Origin of the sequence: Sphingomonas xinjiangensis, assembly GCF_014199255.1 — a bacterium.
Taxonomy (GTDB): Bacteria; Pseudomonadota; Alphaproteobacteria; order Sphingomonadales; family Sphingomonadaceae; genus Sphingomonas; species Sphingomonas xinjiangensis.
Genome location: NZ_JACIJF010000008.1, coordinates 1 through 19,615, shown reverse-complemented (window position 1 = coordinate 19,615; position 19,615 = coordinate 1). Strand labels below are relative to the sequence as shown.

20 protein-coding genes and 1 tRNA gene are annotated in these 19,615 nt (G+C 64.2%); 12 read left to right on the top strand and 9 right to left on the bottom strand.

The features are described from left to right. Positions 1-3 precede the first annotated feature (3 nt). The 3 genes from dxs to FHT02_RS13300 all read right to left on the bottom strand — a co-directional run bounded on the left by dxs (position 4) and on the right by FHT02_RS13300 (position 4,441). On the bottom strand, positions 4-1,932 hold the full coding sequence (dxs, locus tag FHT02_RS13310) for a 1-deoxy-D-xylulose-5-phosphate synthase (RefSeq protein ID WP_184088346.1): 1,929 nt from the start codon (positions 1,930-1,932) through the stop codon (positions 4-6). Positions 1,933-2,016: 84 nt separating this feature from the next. Next, on the bottom strand, positions 2,017-2,475 hold the full coding sequence (locus FHT02_RS13305) for a Fur family transcriptional regulator (RefSeq protein ID WP_184088344.1): 459 nt from the start codon (positions 2,473-2,475) through the stop codon (positions 2,017-2,019). Positions 2,476-2,569: 94 nt separating this feature from the next. Further along, positions 2,570-4,441 (bottom strand): HAMP domain-containing methyl-accepting chemotaxis protein, encoded by a 1,872-nt coding sequence (locus FHT02_RS13300; protein WP_184088342.1) that lies wholly within the window; start codon positions 4,439-4,441, stop codon positions 2,570-2,572. Positions 4,442-4,621: 180 nt separating this feature from the next. On the opposite strand from FHT02_RS13300, the gene FHT02_RS13295 reads away from it, so the two are divergent. Further along, a complete protein-coding gene (locus FHT02_RS13295; RefSeq protein ID WP_184088340.1) occupies positions 4,622-5,803 on the top strand; it encodes a carbohydrate porin in 1,182 nt (393 codons plus the stop codon). Positions 5,804-5,928: 125 nt separating this feature from the next. Here FHT02_RS13295 and FHT02_RS13290 read toward each other — a convergent pair whose 3' ends face one another. The 3 genes from FHT02_RS13290 to FHT02_RS13280 all read right to left on the bottom strand — a co-directional run bounded on the left by FHT02_RS13290 (position 5,929) and on the right by FHT02_RS13280 (position 7,817). Then, positions 5,929-6,315, bottom strand: a complete 387-nt coding sequence (locus FHT02_RS13290; RefSeq protein WP_184088338.1) for a MerC domain-containing protein — start codon at positions 6,313-6,315, stop codon at positions 5,929-5,931. Between the two features lie 248 nt (positions 6,316-6,563). Beyond that, complete coding sequence (locus tag FHT02_RS13285) at positions 6,564-7,241, bottom strand: RBBP9/YdeN family alpha/beta hydrolase (RefSeq protein ID WP_184088336.1); 678 nt, start codon at positions 7,239-7,241, stop codon at positions 6,564-6,566. Between the two features lie 114 nt (positions 7,242-7,355). Beyond that, complete coding sequence (locus FHT02_RS13280) at positions 7,356-7,817, bottom strand: lysozyme (protein ID WP_184088334.1); 462 nt, start codon at positions 7,815-7,817, stop codon at positions 7,356-7,358. Between the two features lie 142 nt (positions 7,818-7,959). Between FHT02_RS13280 and FHT02_RS13275 the strand changes: the two genes are divergently transcribed. The 6 genes from FHT02_RS13275 (at position 7,960) to FHT02_RS13250 (ending at position 11,806) form a co-directional block, all read left to right on the top strand. After that, complete coding sequence (locus FHT02_RS13275; RefSeq protein ID WP_184088332.1) at positions 7,960-8,697, top strand: TlyA family RNA methyltransferase; 738 nt, start codon at positions 7,960-7,962, stop codon at positions 8,695-8,697. 75 nt (positions 8,698-8,772) lie between these two features. Then, complete coding sequence (locus FHT02_RS13270) at positions 8,773-9,330, top strand: TspO/MBR family protein (RefSeq protein WP_184088752.1); 558 nt, start codon at positions 8,773-8,775, stop codon at positions 9,328-9,330. 19 nt (positions 9,331-9,349) lie between these two features. Continuing rightward, complete coding sequence (locus FHT02_RS13265; RefSeq protein ID WP_184088330.1) at positions 9,350-9,637, top strand: accessory factor UbiK family protein; 288 nt, start codon at positions 9,350-9,352, stop codon at positions 9,635-9,637. Positions 9,638-9,752: 115 nt separating this feature from the next. Then, the gene (locus FHT02_RS13260; protein WP_184088328.1) at positions 9,753-10,259 is read left to right on the top strand and encodes a type III secretion system chaperone family protein; all 507 of its coding nucleotides are present in this window, start codon (positions 9,753-9,755) and stop codon (positions 10,257-10,259) included. Beyond that, on the top strand, positions 10,256-11,053 hold the full coding sequence (locus FHT02_RS13255) for a pyrroline-5-carboxylate reductase family protein (protein ID WP_184088326.1): 798 nt from the start codon (positions 10,256-10,258) through the stop codon (positions 11,051-11,053). Before FHT02_RS13260 ends, FHT02_RS13255 begins: the two co-directional genes overlap by 4 nt. 138 nt (positions 11,054-11,191) lie before the next feature. Continuing rightward, positions 11,192-11,806: a hemerythrin domain-containing protein gene (locus FHT02_RS13250; RefSeq protein WP_184088324.1), complete on the top strand. Its 615-nt coding sequence runs from the start codon at positions 11,192-11,194 to the stop codon at positions 11,804-11,806. A 67-nt stretch (positions 11,807-11,873) separates the two neighbouring features. On the opposite strand, the gene FHT02_RS13245 is transcribed toward FHT02_RS13250, so the two are convergent. Continuing rightward, positions 11,874-12,359 (bottom strand): MarR family transcriptional regulator, encoded by a 486-nt coding sequence (locus tag FHT02_RS13245; protein ID WP_184088322.1) that lies wholly within the window; start codon positions 12,357-12,359, stop codon positions 11,874-11,876. Between the two features lie 65 nt (positions 12,360-12,424). On the opposite strand from FHT02_RS13245, the gene FHT02_RS13240 reads away from it, so the two are divergent. The 5 genes from FHT02_RS13240 (at position 12,425) to FHT02_RS13225 (ending at position 14,908) form a co-directional block, all read left to right on the top strand. After that, on the top strand, positions 12,425-13,522 hold the full coding sequence (locus FHT02_RS13240; RefSeq protein WP_184088320.1) for a branched-chain amino acid aminotransferase: 1,098 nt from the start codon (positions 12,425-12,427) through the stop codon (positions 13,520-13,522). A gap of 23 nt (positions 13,523-13,545) precedes the next feature. Beyond that, positions 13,546-13,620 (top strand) — tRNA-Gln (locus FHT02_RS13235). A gap of 146 nt (positions 13,621-13,766) precedes the next feature. Beyond that, positions 13,767-13,898: a hypothetical protein gene (locus tag FHT02_RS21925; RefSeq protein ID WP_281393184.1), complete on the top strand. Its 132-nt coding sequence runs from the start codon at positions 13,767-13,769 to the stop codon at positions 13,896-13,898. Positions 13,899-14,052: 154 nt separating this feature from the next. Then, positions 14,053-14,283 (top strand): L-dopachrome tautomerase-related protein, encoded by a 231-nt coding sequence (locus FHT02_RS21595; protein WP_343056951.1) that lies wholly within the window; start codon positions 14,053-14,055, stop codon positions 14,281-14,283. Positions 14,284-14,527: 244 nt separating this feature from the next. Next, a complete protein-coding gene (locus tag FHT02_RS13225; RefSeq protein ID WP_184088318.1) occupies positions 14,528-14,908 on the top strand; it encodes a response regulator in 381 nt (126 codons plus the stop codon). Positions 14,909-14,918: 10 nt separating this feature from the next. Here the strand turns inward: FHT02_RS13225 and FHT02_RS13220 are convergent, their stop codons facing one another. After that, positions 14,919-18,341 carry a contractile injection system tape measure protein gene (locus FHT02_RS13220; protein ID WP_221239479.1) on the bottom strand — a complete coding sequence of 1,141 codons (3,423 nt, stop codon included), beginning with the start codon at positions 18,339-18,341 and terminating at the stop codon, positions 14,919-14,921. Between the two features lie 19 nt (positions 18,342-18,360). Then, positions 18,361-19,509 (bottom strand): ATP-binding protein, encoded by a 1,149-nt coding sequence (locus tag FHT02_RS13215; RefSeq protein WP_184088306.1) that lies wholly within the window; start codon positions 19,507-19,509, stop codon positions 18,361-18,363. Positions 19,510-19,615: the final 106 nt, after the last annotated feature.

Genomic DNA, 19,615 nt, shown 5'->3' with positions numbered 1-19,615 from the left:
TGCTTAGGCCCGCGCGCCGCCCCCGGTCGCGCTCGCCTCGTTCCAGCGCAATGCCTTCAGCACCGTGTCGACGATATGCTCGGCGTTCAGCCCCGCCTCGTCATATTGCTTCTGCGGCGAATCCTGGTCCTGGAACGTGTCGGGCAGCCGCATCGTGCGCAGCTTGAGACCCGCGTCGATCAGCCCCTCGTCGCTCGCCAGCGTCAGCACATGCGCGCCCAGGCCCCCGATGGCGCCTTCCTCCACGCTCACCGCCACTTCGTGCGTGGTCAGCAGCCGCCGGATCAGCGCCTCGTCCAGCGGCTTGGCGAAGCGCAGGTCGGCGACCGTGGTCGACAGCCCCTTGGCCTCCAGCGCGTCCGCCGCCTTCAGCGCCTCGCCCAGCCGCGTGCCGAGCGACAGGATCGCCACGGTCTTGCCCTCGCGCACGACGCGGCCCTTGCCGATTTCCAGCTTCTGCGGGACCGCGGGCAGGGGCACGCCCGTCCCGTTGCCGCGCGGATAGCGCACCGCGATCGGCCCCGAATCATGTTCGGCGGCAGTATAGGTCATGTGCGCCAGCTCGGCCTCGTCTGCCGCCGCCATCACCACGAAATTGGGCAGCGTCGCCAGATAGGTGACGTCGAAGCTGCCGGCATGCGTCGCCCCGTCCGCGCCGACCAGCCCCGCGCGGTCGATCGCAAAGCGCACCGGCAGGTTCTGGATCGCCACGTCGTGCACCACCTGATCATAGGCGCGCTGCAGGAACGTCGAATAGATCGCACAGAACGGCCGCATCCCCTGCGCCGCCAAACCGGCGGCAAAGGTCACCGCATGCTGCTCGGCAATGCCGACATCGAACGCGCGCTCGGGATGCTTCTGCGCGAACTTGTCCACGCCCGTGCCCGACGGCATCGCCGCGGTGATCGCCACGATCCGCGCGTCGGTCTCCGCCAGCTTGGCCAGCGTCTCGCCGAACACATTCTGATAGGAGGGCGGCCCGGGCGGCGCCTTGTCCTGCGCGCCGGTGATCACGTCGAACTTCTGCACGCCGTGATATTTGTCCGCCGCCGCCTCGGCCGGGGCATAGCCCTTGCCCTTCTTGGTCACGACATGGACCAGGATCGGCCCGTGCTCGCTGTCGCGGACATTCTCCAGCACCGGGATCAGGTGCTCCAGATTGTGCCCGTCGATCGGCCCGACATAGTAAAAGCCCAGTTCCTCGAACAACGTGCCGCCGGTCGCCATGCCGCGGGCATATTCCTCCGCCTTGGCCGCGGCGTTGTGCGCGCGCTTGGACAGCTTGCGGATCGTCTTCTTGGCGAACTCGCGCAGCCCCAGATACTCCGACGATGACACCATTCGCGCCAGATAGGCCGACAGGCCTCCCACCGGCGGCGCGATCGACATGTCATTGTCGTTCAGGATCACGACCAGCCGGTTGCCCGCCGCCTCGGCATTGTTCATCGCCTCATAGGCCATGCCCGCGCTCATGGATCCGTCGCCGATCACCGCGATGCCCTTGCCCGGCTTGTCCGACAGCTTGTTGGCGATCGCGAAGCCCAACGCCGCCGAGATCGAGGTCGACGAATGCGCCGCCCCGAACGGGTCATACTCGCTCTCGCTGCGCTTGGTGAAGCCCGACAGCCCGCCGCCCTGGCGCAGCGTGCGGATACGCGAACGCCGCCCGGTCAGGATCTTGTGCGGGTAGCATTGGTGGCCCACGTCCCACACCAGCTTGTCGTCGGGCGTGTTGAACACATAATGGATCGCCACGGTCAGCTCGACGACGCCCAGGCCCGAGCCCAGATGCCCCCCGGTCGATCCCACCGCCGAGATCGTTTCCTGGCGCAGCTCGTCGGCAAGCTGGCGCAGCTCGGCGGGCTTCAGCGTGCGGAGATCGGCAGGGGTATCAACCGTGTCGAGCAGCGGCGTGGCAGGCATATCAGACATCGAACGCTGTTACTCCAGCCGTCCGCCGCTGTCGAATACTAGCGTCGCGCTGGTTGAACGCGCAGGCCGCGCATTCCCGCCCGCTCAGGCGCAGTCGGCGCACTTTCCCCGCACTTCGATCACCGGCCGCACCGGCGAAAATCCCGCGCCTTGCGCCGCCGAGCGCACATTGCGGGTGATCGAGTCGTCGTCGATATGCGTGGTCTGTCCGCAGCTGTCGCATACCAGGAAGATGCAGTCGTGCAGGCAATCGGGATGCGCGTTGGCGATATAGGCGTTGGCGCTTTCCACCCGGTGCGCCAGATTGGCGCCGACGAACAGGTCCAGGATGCGATACACGCTGTTGGCGGCGACGCGCCGCCCTTCGATCTTGGAAACCGCTTCGGCGATGTCATACGCCGATGCCGGCTTGGCAAAGCCGGCAAGCACCTCGAACACGCGCTCGCGCATCGCGGTCCATTGCTCGCCTGCCTTTTCCAGCGTGGACTGTGCCGCGCGGGTCAGGTCGCTGCCGTGATGCTCATGATGATCGTGCGCGTGCATACCCTGATTTAAGCCTCGCGGCGGCCCGCCGCAAGCGGGGCGGGGTGCGGCTTCGAAATAGCCGGCAGGCGCCACCCTGCCGGCTTGGGACGTTTTAGAAGCTGGCCCAATCGTCGCTTCCGCCGGCGGGCGATATGGACGCCGGAAGCGGCTTGACCGGCGACCGATAGCCCGTTTGCGCAGCCGTGGATTGCGCTGGCGAAGCGGGACGGAAGGACTTGGGCGCGCCGTTGCCGACGTTGAACTTCGCGGCCTGCTCGGCCATGGTCAGGACCTCGCTGGACAGATTGCGGGCGGCAGCCGAAGTCTGCTCCACCATGGCCGCGTTCTGCTGCGTCGATTGATCCATCGTGCCGATGGCGATGCTGATTTCGGTGATGGCAGTCGACTGCGCCTGGTTGTCGCTTGCCATCTGTCCCAGCAGGGTGTGCACTTCCGCGACATTGCCGGAGATGTTGGCAAGCGCCCCATCGACCCGCTGCACCATATCCACGGCCGACACGATGTCGGTCTGCGTAGCGGTAAGCTGCTCGCGGGCACGCGCCGCTTCTTCTTCCGAGCGCATCGCGAGTGCCGATACGAGATCGGCGACGACTGCGAAGCCTCGACCGGCTTCGCCGGCCCGACCAGCCTCTACGGCCGCATTCATCGCAAGGACGCGGGTCTGGAACGCGATCTTGTCGAGCCCTTCGATCACGCTGTCGATGCCCTTGGCGCCATCGGCAACCCGGCCCATGGCCTGCACGGCCTGATCGGTGATCGCGCGGCCTTCCGAAACCGTCGTGACGGCGCCGTCTGCACTTGCCACGGTGCGGGAAGCGGCAAGCGCGGTTGCCTTCAGCCGCCCGTCCATCTGCGTGACGGCAGCCGAGGTTTCCTCCAGGCTGGCCGCGTTCGCTTCGGTGCGGCGGGCAAGGTCTTCGGATGCCTGCGCGATTTCGCCCGATCCGGTGCGGATGCCAGCCGCGCTTTCGCTCACGGTGCTGATCAAGCCGCGCAGGCTGGTCAGCGCTTCGTTGAAGTTGGTCTTTACCGTCTGGTAGCTCGGCGAGAATTCGGCGGTGATCTGCGCGGTCAGGTCGCCCTGCGCGAGCTGTCCCAGGCCATTTTCAAGCGAGTCGACGACGCGCTTCTGCTCCTCGTCGGCAAGCCTTTGTGCGGCTTCGATCTTTTGCTTTTCGACCGCGGCGTCGCGGAACACCAGAACCGCCTTGGCGATCTTGCCGATTTCGTCGCCGCGATCGGTGCCCTGGACCTCGATGTTGTTCTGACCGCGGGCAAGGCTGCCCATGCGCTCCACGACCTCGCCAAGCGGGCCCGTCACGGTGCGGCGGATGCCGATCACTGCGAACGCGGCCACAATCGCCAGGCCGCCGATGGAAGCCGCGATCAGCCACCAGATCGTATTCGCGGCGGATTCCTTTGCTGCTATCGCGCCGGCGTCGAGATCCTTGTCCTGGCGTGAGATCAGCGTGTCGAATTCTACGTCGATCTTGGCGTACAAGTCGCCGCCGGCATCCTGACCGATCTGTTCGGCGCCGCGAACATTGCCGGCGGTCATCAGGCCCTCGATCGGCGCCATCATTCGGTGGTAGTCGGATAGTTCCCGCTCGATCGTGGCGAAGGTGGCGACATCGTCTCCTTCCATGAAGGGCTTCAGTTCGCCGAGCAGCTGGCCAAGACCATTACGCTCCGCGTCGATCTCCCCACGCAGGCCGGTGAGCTTTTCAGTGTCGGTCTCGATCAGGCGTTCCAGCCAGACCTGATGAAGCTTGGCCAGCTTCTCGCTCGCCGCGGATGCCAGCTTCACGCTCTCGGCCTCGTCGCCGATCAACTCGCTCGTGGTATTCGAAAGCTTGGTAAGCTGCAGCGATGCTCCCCCGACGATCGACAGCGTCAGCATGGCCAAGATGCCGATCACCAGCAGGATCTTGGTCGCGATACCAAGATTGGACAAAACGCGCATTGAAGCCTCCTTGATCCGCCACGAGCGGGGCGCGGACAAAGCGCCGCCCATCCGTAGTTTATAGCAAGAACAGAACATGGCGGGTCAGCCATAGGTAGATATACATAACCATTCACCTAAGCAAAGTGCGCCTATAATCAAAACATTGAGAGGGTCGAGATAAAGCTTAGGTTATAGTAAATGAAGAATGAAAGCCTGATTTTCGCCGCGACAGTTTCTTCGATCATGTGCATGATGCCGGGCGTCGCACATGCGCAGACCGAAGGCAGTACTTCGGACGCGGTGAAGATTGAGGCCAGTTACATTGGCGACGTTATCTATGTCGCCCAGGGGGAACGTAGCCCCAAGCTGTACCTGGTGCATGATGCCGAAATCGCCGCCGAGGTCGCGCTGGACCGCTGGTCCGGCACATCGGGTACGACCCTGGGCGTGCATTTGCTTGCCACTGGCGGCGGTCGTCCGAACGATGCGGCTGGAACGTTGCAGGGCGTCGACAATGTCGAGGTGGGGCCGCACCGGCTGAAGCTGTACCAGGCGTGGGTGGAGCAGGCATTTGCCGGCGGTCGAGGCAGCTTCCGCTTCGGGCTGACCGACCTGAACACCGATTTTTACCAGAACGATTCTGCCGGCGTGCTGCTAGCCCCAGCATTCGGCATGGGCTCCGAACTGGCCGCGACTGGGCCCAACGGCCCCTCGATCTTTCCCTCGACCGCACTGACCGGGCGCATCTCCTTGTCCATGGGCAAGTCGGGTTATTTTCGCGCCGCGGTGGTGGATGCCAAGGCCGGGGTGCTGGGCGATCCGGAAGGCGTGGATTTTTCGATGCGCCACGGCGCGCTGGTGATCGCCGAGGCCGGCGTGATCGCCAATGGCAAGATCGGCGTTGGCGCCTGGCGCTACACGCGGCGTCAGGATGACATCCGTGCGCTGGCGGCGGACGGATCGCCGGTGCGGCGGATCGCCGCAGGTGCCTATGTCATCGCCGACCAGAAAGTCGGCGGGACGACGGATCGGCCGGTCAACGCCTTTCTCCGCATTGGCGTTTCAGAAGGGAAGACCACGCCGTTTCGCGGCGGCTTCCAGGCGGGCGTGCTGATGTCGGGCGTGCTTGCCGCGCGGCCTCAGGGACAGCTGAGCTTCGGTATCCAGCACGGGCTTCTTTCACGTGGCTTCCGCCAAACGCTGGTCGATGAAGGCTTCCGCACCCGACGCGACGAGTGGGGCCTCGAGCTGACCTATGCCGACCAGGTCCATCCTCATCTGACGGTGCAGCCCGACATTCAATATGTGCGCCGCGCCTACAGCGCCACCGGCGGCCGCGACACCGTCATCCTCGGGATGCGCTTCAGCGTCAGCAATTAGCGTCGGCAGCAGGGGGCGGATCGTAGCCTTGCGAACCAGGACCATGTCCGCTCCGCAGGACAGGGAAGGGCGGGCATGCCTAAGCGTGCAGGCAATATGCCGGCGCGAGTCCGCCTCCGCGAAGCTTAATAGGTTGCGCGCCGGTTCAGGTCGTGGCCCAGCGCGAGCAGGCTGACGCCCATCAGCGTCCAGAAGGTTTCGAACCCGCCATGCGGGATCGACAGCGCGCCCGCCATGATGCCAAGGCCGAACGCGCCGACCACCGCCGGCATGAAATAGCCATGGCTCACAATGCCGCGGCCCAGCGTCAGCACGCCCATGGCGATCGCCAGCATCAGTCCGATTTCGTGAATCGCAGGATGCACCAGCGCGCCGGCCGAAGACAGCACGGTGAGCAACACCGTGGTCGTGACGCAATGTACCACGCACAGTCCGCTGAGCCCGATCGCGAAGCGATCGAAGCGCGCATCGATGCTGCCCCAAACACGGGCAAGCGGGGGACTCAGCGTCATGGGTGACCATATAGAGCGGGATTGGTCACGGTACAATATAACATCAGCCCCGGAGTTCCGAACTACGGGGAAAAATCGCTTAATGATGGATGAAAGCGAAAATGGCCGCGCCAGTGCGGCCGTAGACCGAGTGGCGCTCTAGGGTACGCCACTCGGCCACGCCCGCTTAACCTAGATAGGTTTGCGGCCGATTTTTCCAAGGGCCTTGCGCCGATGCACATGGCGGGCGCGGCCCTTCGAGGGGGCGCTCATCGGCCTGCGCCCAGATAGTGCGCCTGGGCCGCGTCGGTCGCGCTCACCGCCAGCAATGAACGGGCATCGGCGGCGGAACGGGGTAGTCCCGACCGGTCGGACGCGGCGTCGAGCACGCGGTCGAGCAGCGCCTGGCCTTGCTCCCACCAGCCGATTCCGCTGGCGGCGTTCAGATGGCCCTGCGGCCCGGCGTCGACGAACACGCTGCCCCAGTCCTTGGCCAGCGAATGCGCCTTGCCGATCCCGATCCAGGGATCGTCGCTGCTCGCCACAACGATCGACGGGAAGGGCAGCGGCGTGGTCGGAGCGGGGCGGAAATCCGCCAGCGCGGGCGGCGCGTCGGCCCGGTCTACATCGGGAGGCGCGACCAGCAGTGCGCCGGCCACGGGCCGGCCAAAGGGCTGGGGGAACAGCTCGGCCCACCAGGCGACGGCCATGCAGCCCAGGCTGTGCGCGGCGAGCACCACCGGCGCCTGCGCGCTGCGGATCGCCTGGTCCAGCTTGGTGACCCAGCTGTTGCGGTGTGGCGTGTCCCACATGCCCAGCTCGACGCGGTGGGTGTCGGGGCGCGACTGTTCCCACAGCGTCTGCCAGTGCGACGGGCCTGAGCCGCCGAGCCCGGGGACGGTGAGGATGATTGGCGATTGTTCGTCAAACGGACTGAAGATGGTCATGTTTTCCGCTCCTGCGGGAGGAGTTGGCCGGACCCTCTTGGTAATTCCCATCAGCTAAGTAGACAATGGGCGCTGCGACAAAGCGCGGCGGCGGCGCGACGGCCTGTGCCGGGTTTAGCTGCCGTACAGCGCTGCCTCCGCCGCGCGCCGCTTGGTGAGGCCCGGCAGGACGCGCCCCGCCGCCTTGTTCCACCGCGCGAACTGCGTTCGGGCGTCGGCATAGTCGCCCGCCTTGTGCTGCTTCAGCAGCGTGCTGCCCTTCAGATTGCCGATGCCGACATTGTAGGCGAAGCTTACCAGTGCATCGAACTGGTGCTGGTTGGTCAGGGCCGTGCCGATCGCCGCCGCCACTTGAGTGGCGAAGCTCGCCAGGTCCTTGGCCAGCCGGGCGTCGCATTGCTGCTGCGACCAGATCACGCCCGGTTTGACGTCGGCGCCCGTGGTGCCCCAGCCGACCGTCCACGGATCGCCGCCGGTGCCGGGGTCGGGATAGGCGACGAACCGGCCATCGGCCTGTTTCTTGGCGCACCCCTCGAATCGCTGAACCAGCTGGATGCAGGCGGCACTTGGCGTCATCGAGCACACTCCCCCAATCGCGGTCTCGACCACGCTATTGAGCGGCCGAAATCCAACATTGCAACAGGCTTTTGCGCGACGCCTGCCCGATTGGGTCCGTTGCGGTTGCACAGGCGGGGCGGCCACGCCTAAACGCCGCTCCATGGCCAAGCAGCGCGTCGATCAACTGCTCGTGGACCGCGGGCTCGCGGAAAGCCGCACCCGCGCCCAGGCGCTGGTCATGGCCGGGCTCGTCTATATCGGCGACCGCAAGGTCGAAAAACCCGGTGTCAGCGTCGACGAGATAGTGGCCTTGGACGTCCGCGGTCGCGATCACCCCTGGGTTTCGCGCGGCGGCATCAAGCTCGCCCATGCCCTCGACCATTTCGGATGGAACGTCGAAGGCTGCGTGGCCATCGACGTGGGGTCCTCCACCGGCGGCTTCACCGACGTGCTGCTGACCAACGGCGCCGTGCGCGTCTATGCAGTCGACAGCGGCACCAACCAGCTCGCCTGGAAGCTGCGCCAGGACCCCCGCGTGGTCGTGCACGAACAGACCAGCGCCCGCATCCTTACCGACGCCCACATCCCCGAACCGATCGACCTGGTGGTGTGCGACGCCAGCTTCATCGGCTTGGCCAAGGTGCTCGACGTGCCGCTCCGCTTCACGCGTCCCGGCGCCCGCCTGGCGGCACTCATCAAGCCGCAGTTCGAAGCGGGCCGCGAGGAAGTCGGCAAGGGCGGCGTCGTGCGCGATCCCGCCGTCCACGAACGCGTCTGCGCGCAAGTGGCTGACTGGCTCGTCTCGGTCGGCTGGAACGTGATCGGCGTTACCCCCAGTCCGATCACCGGCCCGGAAGGCAATGTCGAGTTCCTGATCGGCGCAACCCGCCCGGGCTGACGCCTTTTCACGGCTGCGAAACTGTTTACTAAACCTGTTCCTGCAAGGGTGCGCCCGAACAGGGGAGAAACGATTTTGCGTGAACTCGCGTCCAAGAATCAGTTGCGTCTCGCGTACTTCCGCTGGGCGGTGGTCACCGTCCCGTTGATCCTGTTGCTCGGCTTCGCTTCAGGCCGTGCGGCACCAAGCGGCGACGAAAACGCGTGGTTCATGGCACTCGACAAGCCTGCAATCATGCCGCCCGGCTGGGCCTTCCCCGTGGCGTGGAGCATTCTTTACATCCTGATGGGCCTGGCGTTGGCGATCGTCATCAACGCGCGCGGATCGCGCAAGCGCCGCCCGGCGCTGGCCGTGTTTATCGTGCAGCTCCTGCTCAACCTCGCCTGGACACCCGTGTTCTTCGGCATGCACCAGGTCGTTGCCGCGCTGGTCATCATCGCCGCGCTGATCGTCTGTGTCGCATGGACGATCTTGCTGTTCTGGCAGGTTCGCCGCACCGCCGGCATGCTGCTGCTGCCGTATTTGGTCTGGGTTTGCTTCGCCTTCGTGCTGCTCTACCAACTGCACCAGCGTAATCCCGACGCGCAAAGCCTTGTACCTTCGCGCACGACGGACCAAATTGAGATCCGATAGTTTCTTGGGAATTCAGACGATGCAGACCGACAACCGCCTGTTCGACGATTTCGTGAAGTTCGTGAATGGTGCGGCGGGCACCGTGGCAGGCATGGCGCGTGAGACCGAATCCGCGGCGCGCGAACGTGCGCGCGAATGGGTCGGCGGCCTGGATTTCGTCGCGCGCGACGAGTTCGAGGCTGTCAAAGCGATGGCAGTCGCTGCCCGTGACGAAGCTGATGCACTGAAAGCGCGCATTGCCGCGCTAGAGGCGCAGCTTGGTGCCAACGCTGCCGCTGTCGGCGGAGCTGCGCAGGGAGACTCCTGATCGCATCCATCCACGCCTTTTCCACAGCTTTTCGACAGGGTTCCGATCGGCCTGCTTGTGCGTTCGGAACAGCATTGGCAGGACCCCGTTCCGCCAATGCCGGCGTGTGGAGGTCATGATGCTGGACGAAGCGGAGTTCGACCGCGACGATGCGGCGCCCATCGACATGCTGGAGAATTACTTCGCCGCGCATGGCTGGACGCACCAGCGCGAGGACGAAGAGATCGTCGCTAAGGTCAAGGGCAGCTGGACCGAATATGAGCTTCGCGCGATCTGGCGTGAAGATGACGGCGTGCTCCAGTTTCTCGCCTTTCCGGACGTCCGTGTTGCCGATGATCGGCGCGCGGCGATGTACGAGGCGATCGGATTGGTCAACGAGCAGCTATGGATTGGCCATTTCGAACTATGGTCCGCCAGCGGCATTTTGCTCTATCGCCACGCCGCCATGATCGACGGCTCTGGCGAGCCGACATTGACCCTCGATCAAGCCGAGCTGCTGATCGAGAGCGCGATCGACGAATGCGAGCGTTTCTATCCGGTATTCCAGTTCGTCCTCTGGGGTGGCAAGACCCCTGCTGAAGCTTTGGCGTCGGCGTTGATCGAGACTCAGGGCGAGGCATGAGTGGCGACAAGCCGACCATGTGGCTGCTCGGATGCGGCAACATGGCTGGCGCAATGCTCCAACGCTGGACCGAAAGCGGCACGCTTGCCGCTGAAGGCGTCTTTGTAGTCAATCGCCACGACGGCGATCTGCCGGTCGGCGTGCGGCAAGGTAGAGCTTTCCCTATGGACGGGCCGCCGCCGCGCTATCTGCTCCTGGGCGTCAAGCCGCACCAGTTGGATACTCTGCCTTCACTCCCAAAGGCGCAAGTGGGCGGGTTGCCGACGATTATCTCGATATTGGCCGGCGTGGACATTGCGAGCCTTCAGAGCCGTTTTCCCGAGTACCTGATTGTCCGTGCGATGCCGAACTTGCCGGTTGCGCTTGGCAAGGGCGTGGTAGCGCTGCACGGGGCGCGCGACCTGGCGATCGAGGTGTTGATGGCGCCACTCGGCCTTGTAGAATGGATCGACGATGAAGTGCTGTTCGATGCCGTGACTGCCTTGGCTGGTAGCGGCCCTGGCTTCGTGTACCGCTTTATCGACGCGCTTGCCGATGCCGGAGCCGCACTGGGGCTCCCAACGGAACAGGCGCAACGCTTGGCCTTGGCAACAGTAGAGGGCGCTGGCGCCTTGGCGGCCACGTCAGCCGAGATGCCGGCAGTGCTCGCCGACCGTGTTGCTAGTCCCGGTGGCTCGACGCGCCAGGGCCTGGACGTTCTCGACCGGGAGGACGCACTCAAGCATCTGATTCACGACACGCTGGCTGCGGCGGCCCGCCGCAATGCCGAAATGGCAGCCGACGCGCGCCGCTGAGCATAGTTCCGTCGCGGCTGGTAGCTCGCTGTGGAGGTGTTTGATGTGCAGGCGGGAGTCATGCGGATCACTGCCGTCACGGAACGCCCTCGTCGCCAAACTGTTCTGCTTCCGATTCCTTTATCAACGGAGGCTGACATGGCTACGACCACGGCTACGCGAGACAAGAATGGGCGTTTCAAGCCCGCGTCCGACACCGGCAAGAGCGGCAATGGGAATCTGGGCATGATGGCGGGCGCCGTCGCTGGCGGCGCCGCATTGGGATTGCTTGCAATGCTGGGCCGCAAGGCGGCGATCCAGGCGCCCAGTGCGCTCGCTGGCAACTGGGACGACGCCCTCAAGGCTGAGCATGCCGCAACGCTCAAGGTCTTCGACGCCATCGAAGCGACCGACGAAAAGTCGACGATGAAGCGAGGCATGCTGCTCTCGCACCTCAAGCACGCGTTGATGAAGCACGCGGTCGAGGAAGAGAATGTGATCTATCCCGCGCTGCGCGAGATTGGCCAACAGGAAGGTGCGGACGAGCTCAACAAAGAGCATGGTTATGTGAAGCAGTATCTCTATGAGCTGGAGAACATGCCCAACGCTTCGCCGGAATGGATCAAGAAGGTTCGCGCGTTCCGCGCCGATATCGAGCATCACATGAAGGAAGAGGAAGAGCATCTGTTCCCGATGCTCCGCGCGCAGCTGTCTGAGGAAAAGAACAAGCAGCTAACTGCGACGATGAACAAGGAAGGCTTCAAGGTAGCCTGAAAGGACCGCCTCCCCCGGTAGAACGGGGGAGGCGTCTGTTACGGCGCTGAAAGCGCGTATGAGCCGATCAGCGCCTGAGTTCGGCGACGCGGCCACGCTCGCTTTCCGGCACCAATCCTTCCAACACTGACCAGAACCCGCCGACGGCACCTTGGCCTGCGCTGGAGTAGGCGCCCGCCAATTTCTCCCGAAGCGCGTCGAATAATTGCGCCTCCAGTTCGGCACCCGCAGAGGTCAGCCTTAACAGCCGCTGCCGCCGATCGCGATCCCCGGTACGCGTCTCCACCAGGCCGCGCTCTGACAGCTCGCTCAGCACGCGGCCTAGAGACTGCTTGGTGATCGCCAGCAGCGCCAGCAGCTCGCTGACCGTTACATCGGGTTTGCGGGCGATGAAATAGAGCGCTCGGTGATGCGCGCGCCCCAGCCCCTGCTTGGCAAGCGCCGCATCGATGGAGCGCGTGAGATGGGCATAGCCGAAATACAGCAACTCCACTCCGCGCCGGATTTCGGGTTCGCGCAGGAATAGCGGCGAAGCAGGAATTGGGGCAGCCATGTTGACCATCTTTGCCACTCGGCTTAGGCCTTCGCAACCCGACGCCATCGCCTATGGACGCTCTCATGCACGATACCACGATCCTGGATTACGAGTTCGAGGCGCATCCTCAGCCCGTTACGGCGGGCGACCGGGAGTCCTTGCTGGCCAATCCCGGGTTCGGGAAGATCTTTACCGATCACATGGTGGTCATCCGCTATTCGGCCGACCGCGGCTGGCATGACGCACGGGTTCAACCGCGCGGTCCGATCCAGATCGATCCCGCATGTGCGGTGCTCCACTATGCGCAGGAGATCTTCGAAGGGCTGAAGGCATATCGCCTGCCCGACAATGGCGCAGCGCTGTTCCGACCGGCCGAAAACGCACGCCGTTTCCGCGAGTCCGCAGAACGCATGGCAATGGCGCCGCTTCCCGAAACGATGTTCCTGTCTTCGATACGGGAGCTGGTCCGCGTCGACCGCGACTGGATTCCCGAAGGGGAAGGTGCTTCGCTGTATCTGCGTCCCTTCATGTTCGCGAGCGAGACCTTCCTGGGGGTGAAGCCCGCAAGCGAATATCTCTACATGGTAATCGCGTCGCCGGCGGGCGCCTATTTCAAGGGTGGCGCACCCTCTGTGACCTTGTGGACCTCCGAGCATTATACCCGTGCCGCCCGTGGCGGCACCGGAGCGGCAAAGTGCGGCGGCAACTATGCAGCGAGTCTGGTTGCCCAGGCCGAGGCGATCCGAGAGGGTTGTGATCAGGTCGTGTTCCTTGACGCGGTGGAAAACCGGTTCGTCGAAGAGCTTGGCGGCATGAACGTGTTCTTCGTTTTCGAGGATGGGTCGATCCAGACTCCACCCCTGGGAGGTACCATCCTGCCCGGGATCACGCGGGACTCGTTGCTCACCCTTGCCCGCGACGCAGGCATCGTCGTGCGTGAGGCACCCTATAGGATGCAGGACTGGCAGAAGGACGCTGAGAGTGGTCGGCTGCGCGAGGCATTCGCGTGCGGCACGGCGGCGGTGGTGACGCCGATCGGGCGGGTCCGCGGTCGCGGCTTCGACTTCACCATCGGTAATGGCGGTCCGGGCCTCCTCACGGAGCAGTTGCGAAGCCAGCTTACCGCAATTCAGCGAGGCACAGCGGCGGACCCCCACGGCTGGGTTGAACGTTTGTTCTAAGGGGGTATAAGCCCGCTTCCCGTTGGGGCGTCGCCAAGTGGTAAGGCACCGGTTTTTGGTACCGGCATTCGTAGGTTCGAATCCTGCCGCCCCAGCCAATCCCTTGTTATCAGCTACCAGTTCGCTCAAGCGCTGCGCTTTGGCGGGGCGAGGCGGCCTCTAATTTTGCAGAGCGGCGGGTCGACGCAACGGATGCGCGTTCCGCAAGTTAGCCCTCTCAAGAGTTTTGTCTCGGGAGCGGATCATGAACTCACCGCAAAGTGATGAGCAGGGCGTGGGCCTTGCTGAAGTGACGGAGGTCGCACGCTCCGATCATCAGGTTACCGGCGTCACCGTCAGTCCAGGTGGCCGCATCTTCGTCAACTTTCTGCGCTAGACTGAGGACTCGCCTGTCTCCGTTGCCGAGTTGCTTTCCGAAGGGGCGCTCAAGCCATATCCGGACGCGAAGTGGAATAGCTGGCGCAACGCCAATGGGTGCTCGACCCTGCTGCGCCTGGCAATGAGAAAATCTCGAAGGTGGGCCCAAGCTCATCCGCATCGATCTGGCATGCGATCAAGTAACCAAAGCCTTCTCCATTCCTGAAGATGAGGCGCTTCAAGGGACCTATCTGAACGACATCCGCTTCAGCCCGGATGGCCGAACCGGCTATATCACTGACTCCGGCACGTGGGGTGCGATCATCATCGTGGTCGACTTGAAAAGCGGGGCTTCGTTCCGCGCGTTCGACGGTCATGCATCGACTCAGATGGAAAGGACGTGATCGACGGGGTGCCGCTTCGCCGACCCGATGGGCGTCAGCCGGCTTTCTCGGCAGACGGTACCGCGATCGCGAACGACGGCAGCAAGCTCTACCGGCAAGCGCTGACCGGCCGCACGCTATACGCTGCCTACCGGGCTCTTCTCGTTCACACCTGGGCCTTAGGAGGAACCTATTGCCAGGCAGACCGAAGGCCAATGCTGCTCCTGCTGGTCAAGCCTCTGCCAAGCCCGCGTCCGTGCAGCCCGTGACCGCGGCCGTAAGGTTGGCGCAACGTCGCGTGCTGGTGGTCGAAGACGAGCCGCTGGTGGCACTCGAACTGATTTCCATCCTTGAGGAGGCCGGCGCTGAGATCATAGGTCCGGCCTTTACGGCTGGCGCTGCGATCGAGATCATCCCTACCGTCAAGCCTGACGCTGTGCTCCTCGACGGCAATCTTCAAGGCAGTCGCGTCGAGATGGTGGCCGAAGCATTCACGCTGTATGAACTGCCGTCCGTGGTCGTGACCGTCTATGGCCGCGAGCATCTCCCAACTGCCTTCCGCCATATTCCCGTGATTGAAAAGCCGTTCGACCGTGGTCAGCTCGTCGCTACCATCATGAACCGATTGCCGGCACAGAAGCGCTGACCGCCTGATCTCAGCGCCAGCGAACAGTGAGCGGAGCAGGCATCCAGTCATGCGCGATCATGCCGAATCCCCAGGGCAACTGGTCGAGCAGTATGTCGAGGACCTTGGTCTCGATGTCCAGCGCCCAGCCACCAGGCTTCTTTGTTAGCCGCCCTCCGCGCTGTAGAAAGGTCTCGCGAAGTGCCTGAGGAGAACTTTCAGACAGCGGCGGCCAATTGGCCCGAATAGTGCCAAGGAGCATACGGCCTATCCGCAGTTCTTCGGCATTGAGGTCGACCTCAGGCCAGATCGCATCGCAAGGCATCAAGCCGCAGAGGAGCTTGGGAAGCGCTAGCTCCGCCTCCGCTGTGTCGCTGCGCCCGTCGGCCAGCCACTGAAGCAGGTGCGGTGCGCGCTCCTGGATCTCTCGCGAAGCCCATCGCCAGCCACCCCCTTTATCGCGCTCGATCCATTCCAACGCTTCGAACAGTCTCGGCAGGTAGGCGGATGTCAGAACCAGCCCAGCATTGTTCAGCCAGATTGCCGAATCCGGTGCCGCCTCTGATGCGGTTCGCTCGGCCTGAGCCTTGCGGGCGCGCGCACGCAGATTCAGGGCGATCCGAAGCGGTGCATCACGCATGCCTTCGAGGGAGCGGGCAAGCGCTGTTTCCACCTTGTAGCGGAGCGACGCCAGCGGGGCCGGGCAGCCGGCACCCCCATCGAGCATGAACCCCGTCAGCCGCATCACCGCGTGCTTGTCGGAGGTTGCGGCCGCCAATATCGCCAGCCATTGTTCCTTCCTGGGGACCGCAGCGCCCGCCAGTCGTCGGGCATGGCCGATACGTTCGGCGACATGCAGAAGCCCGGGGACCAAGCCAGGCGCAACCCAACCGAGTAGCGCTGCCCTTTCTCCGTCGGTCAGCGCCGTCACTAGCATCGCTCGGCGCCGCGGATCTGCCAAAGCCTTCCGCACTGCCGATGCGCGTGGGGATACCCCGAGATCCAGCAAACTGCCGACCCGGCTAATCAGTCCAGTGGAGGAAGCGGCAGTCGCCTGCGCGTCGCGCATTTGTTCTTTGTCAGCCGTTTTCCGTATGTCGCCAAGGAGCCGCTTCAGCGCCGACTGCTCGGACAGGCTGGCCAGCGCCGCCAATTGCCTCAGCCATTCTTCCGCCAGATCCCCTGATCCCGCGCGCCAGTCTGCCGATACCAGAGCGCGTGCCAACGCCTCCGCCACCTTTTTGGCTGGTACCGCCCGCCGACCGGCATATTCGGTAAGCCGCCGCCCGAGTGCCAGAACGTGCTCCTTCGCCGGTCCGGTCAGTGCGGCGTAGTCCAAAGCTGCGGCGACTATTGCGTCGACGGATGCGCCCGACAGCTCCAGCACCGATAGAGGGTGAAGACGCAGGGCTGCCGCCAGCGCGTATTTGGAACGGCGTCTTGACGAAGTCGCGACCGTTAGATCGTGCTCGGGCGTCGAAATCGAAACACGCTCGATACTCTTGCTTGGCGACATGAGCCGGCCAATGGCTCGACGATCTTGCACCGGGAGCTGCGATAGCATCGCGTTCGCCACAGCTTCCCAGACGCGCCCGCTCAACGCCGATCGGATGTCTAACAACTCGCCCATTTGCTCCAGCTTTCGCTGGCGCTCGATCAACCGCCTCGCCGAGCGGCTCTGAACGACGCTGGGCCACATCCATGTATCGCCAGCAGCGCAGGCCGTGTTTGCTGTGCCGCCTTCAGGCCCAAAGGCATCCTTGCGCGAAAGCCTGAAGCGGAGAGATCGTCGCAATCGCCTCACCGGCACGCCTCGGTGTGCGGCAAGGCCTTTGACAGTTCTCTGCAACAACAGCTCGGCGGGATCGGTGTCGTCCGTGATCGCCGCCACTGCGATCAGCACCTCCCAGTCACGCCCACGGCAGCCACCCGCTCGCGCCAGCGCCACCATCGCTCTGCGCAGATGCAGGGGAAGCAGCTGACCGATAAGTGCTTCGGCTTCTGTCTCCGTTGGGGCCAGCATCGTCAGCCGCCCTGCGTCCGCGACAGCCAGCCTTTTCAAGAAGTGGCGGTCCGCAAATGCCGCGCCCCGAAAGATTGGCCTACAAAGATTTTCAACAGGTTCGGCCGGCAGTGTATCGAGCGAATGCCTGACCGGCCACATAGCGGCGGCGGCACCGGTAGGGTCGCTGCCACTTGTGCGCCCTTGAACCGCAACTGCGGCCGCAGCGCGCGGTCGGGCCTCACCGCTCTGAAAGCCTGCTTCGTACGAGGCTAACGCGGCCAAGGCGACGACCCTGGTTTCCAGAGGCACCTGTTCCACCGCCACGGCCAGCTGTCGGTTCGCCTGTGGCCAAAGGGCCTGAACGGCCCGCTCGAGCGGCAGTAACGCTTCAAGCCGCGCCAGCGCACCGGCCGATCGGGTCAGCGCCAACCGCCGGACCAGCCAAGCGAACTCGGTAGGACGCGCCCGCCATACGGCGTGCGCGATCAGACGGACTTCGGCCAACTGCGCCTCGGGCCAGTGCCCGCGCTCGACGAACAAGTAACGCGTCAACCGGCTTAACGCGGCGGTATCCACCAGCATCGCCGGCTCTTCCGCCATCAATTGACCGAGTATTTCGACGAGCGACCCTGGCGCCCGCCGCCGCCTCCCCAATGCCACCAGCCCGCGACGCAACTGCCGCAACAGAGAAGAAAGCGACGTGCCACTTGCTTCGGCGAGGCTGCGCAGCAGACGACGCAGGAATGCCTTGCGGTTCGCCTGCAATCCTGATTGTCCCAAAGCGTCCCGCAGCACGATCGTCCATAGCATCTCCGCCAACTGCTCGGCACCGGTCGGAACGACCGGCTCCTCCTTGTGGCTCGTCTGAACTTCGTGAACATAGCCAAGCACACACGCAGCGTGCACCGGCTCCAGCCGGTGCAGCAGCGCGGCAAGCATCCGGTCGGACATTTGCCGCACGAGCCTGCGCAGCAGTAGCTCGCTTCCCCCCCGCGCGCGAAGCATCGCCACCAGCGCCATTGGTTCGGCTTCGACCAGCGCGTTCAATATGTCGTCGGGTGCGGTCCGGACATCGATGCCGCTGCCATAGGGCCATGTGCCTTGCGCCAGATAGTGTTCGAACGCGTCAAGCATCGCGCCGGCGCCCGGCTTCCAGGTGGCGCCGTTCCGCTGGATGAACCGCTGGAGCAGTGCCGACCACAGGCGCTCCGCCAGTCGGGCTGGCACCGCGTCCAGTTCCTCGGGTCCAAAGCTACCCAGGTCGACGACGAGCCGGTCAAGTTGAACGGTCTCGGGGATGTCGAACCGGTCGAGCACTTGCGCAATCGTCGGCATCCATTTTCGCCGGTTCAAATCGCCGATCCGGTCGATCAAACCTGCATCGCACAGCCGTTTGGAGCTATATACCGCGATGCACAGCCGCTCGGCGACGTGCGGAGTCGCCGGCAATCCTTGCTCAGGAGCATATTTAGCCAGGAAGCAGCGCAGTTTTGACGAACTCGCGCTCCACCTCGGCGCGCACGACTTCCAGCCCGACGGAGCCGAACTCGGTCAGCTTCAGGGCCACGCCGCGCAGCACGTTGATCAGGGATCCTCCACTCAAGGGGTAGTCGTCCGCCAGCTTCCGGAACTCTTCCGGCGTCAGTGTCAGCCCCGGCAGATCGCTCATCAGCTTTCGCCAGAGCCTCAGCCGCGCCTTCGTGTCAGGGATCGGGAAGTACACCATCGCCTGAAACCGGCGCGCAAAGGCCGCGTCGATATTCCCCTTCAGATTGCTCGCCAGGATTACCATGCCGGGGCAGTCCTCGATCCGCTGCAGCAGATATGCGATCTGCTGATTGGCATGACGGTCATTGGCGCTCTGTGTATTGCCACGCTTCCCGAACAGCGCGTCGGCCTCGTCGAAGAACAACAGCATGTCTCCTTCGTTAGCTTGGTCGAAAAGCGCGCCTAGATTTTTCTCGGTCTCGCCGACCCATTTGCTCACCACCCGCGACAGGTCGACGCGGTATACCGGCTTGTTCAGCAGTTTGCCCAAAACCGCGGCTGTTATGGTCTTGCCCGTGCCCGGTGGCCCATGAAACAGGGCACGGTAACCTGGCTTCAGGTGGCGCTTCAGGCCCCATTCTTCCATCAACCTGCGCTCGTGCCGCGCCCAAGCCAGCAACGCCTCGATTTCCTCCGTGGCGACCTCGCTCAGCACCAGATCGGCGCGGCCATAGGGCGTTTCCACCAATTGTGCGGGAAAGCCGGGTGCGAAACGCCGATCTGCGCCTCCTCCCATCAGGCGGTCCACCCAGCGCCGCGCAACCACGATAGGCGTCCAGGGGCCGGGCTCTCCCTGATCCTCCGGCAGGAGCAGGATTCGCTTCGCCTGCAACGGGGCATACGAAGCGAATAGCCGCATGGCTTCCAGCCGGTGGTCCATGGCCTCACCCGCAAGCAAAAACAACGCGGTTTCCCGCGTGGGAAGAAAGCCGAGCCCGCCCCTCGCCGTTCCGCCGAATTCGGTGAAACGGCGCTGGGTCGCCTCGTTTTGAATCTGCAGCATGTCGAGTGCTTCCGGGCGAAGCTGCGGCAGGAGCCCAAGCACTAGCACCAGCCGTTCGGCCGGCAACAATTCCGCCTCTAATACCAACCTGCATTGATCAGAACCGACATGCCCACTGGCGCCGGCCGATGGTCATGATGCGCCAAGGCTGATCGACGAGCCTGTTCCAAGC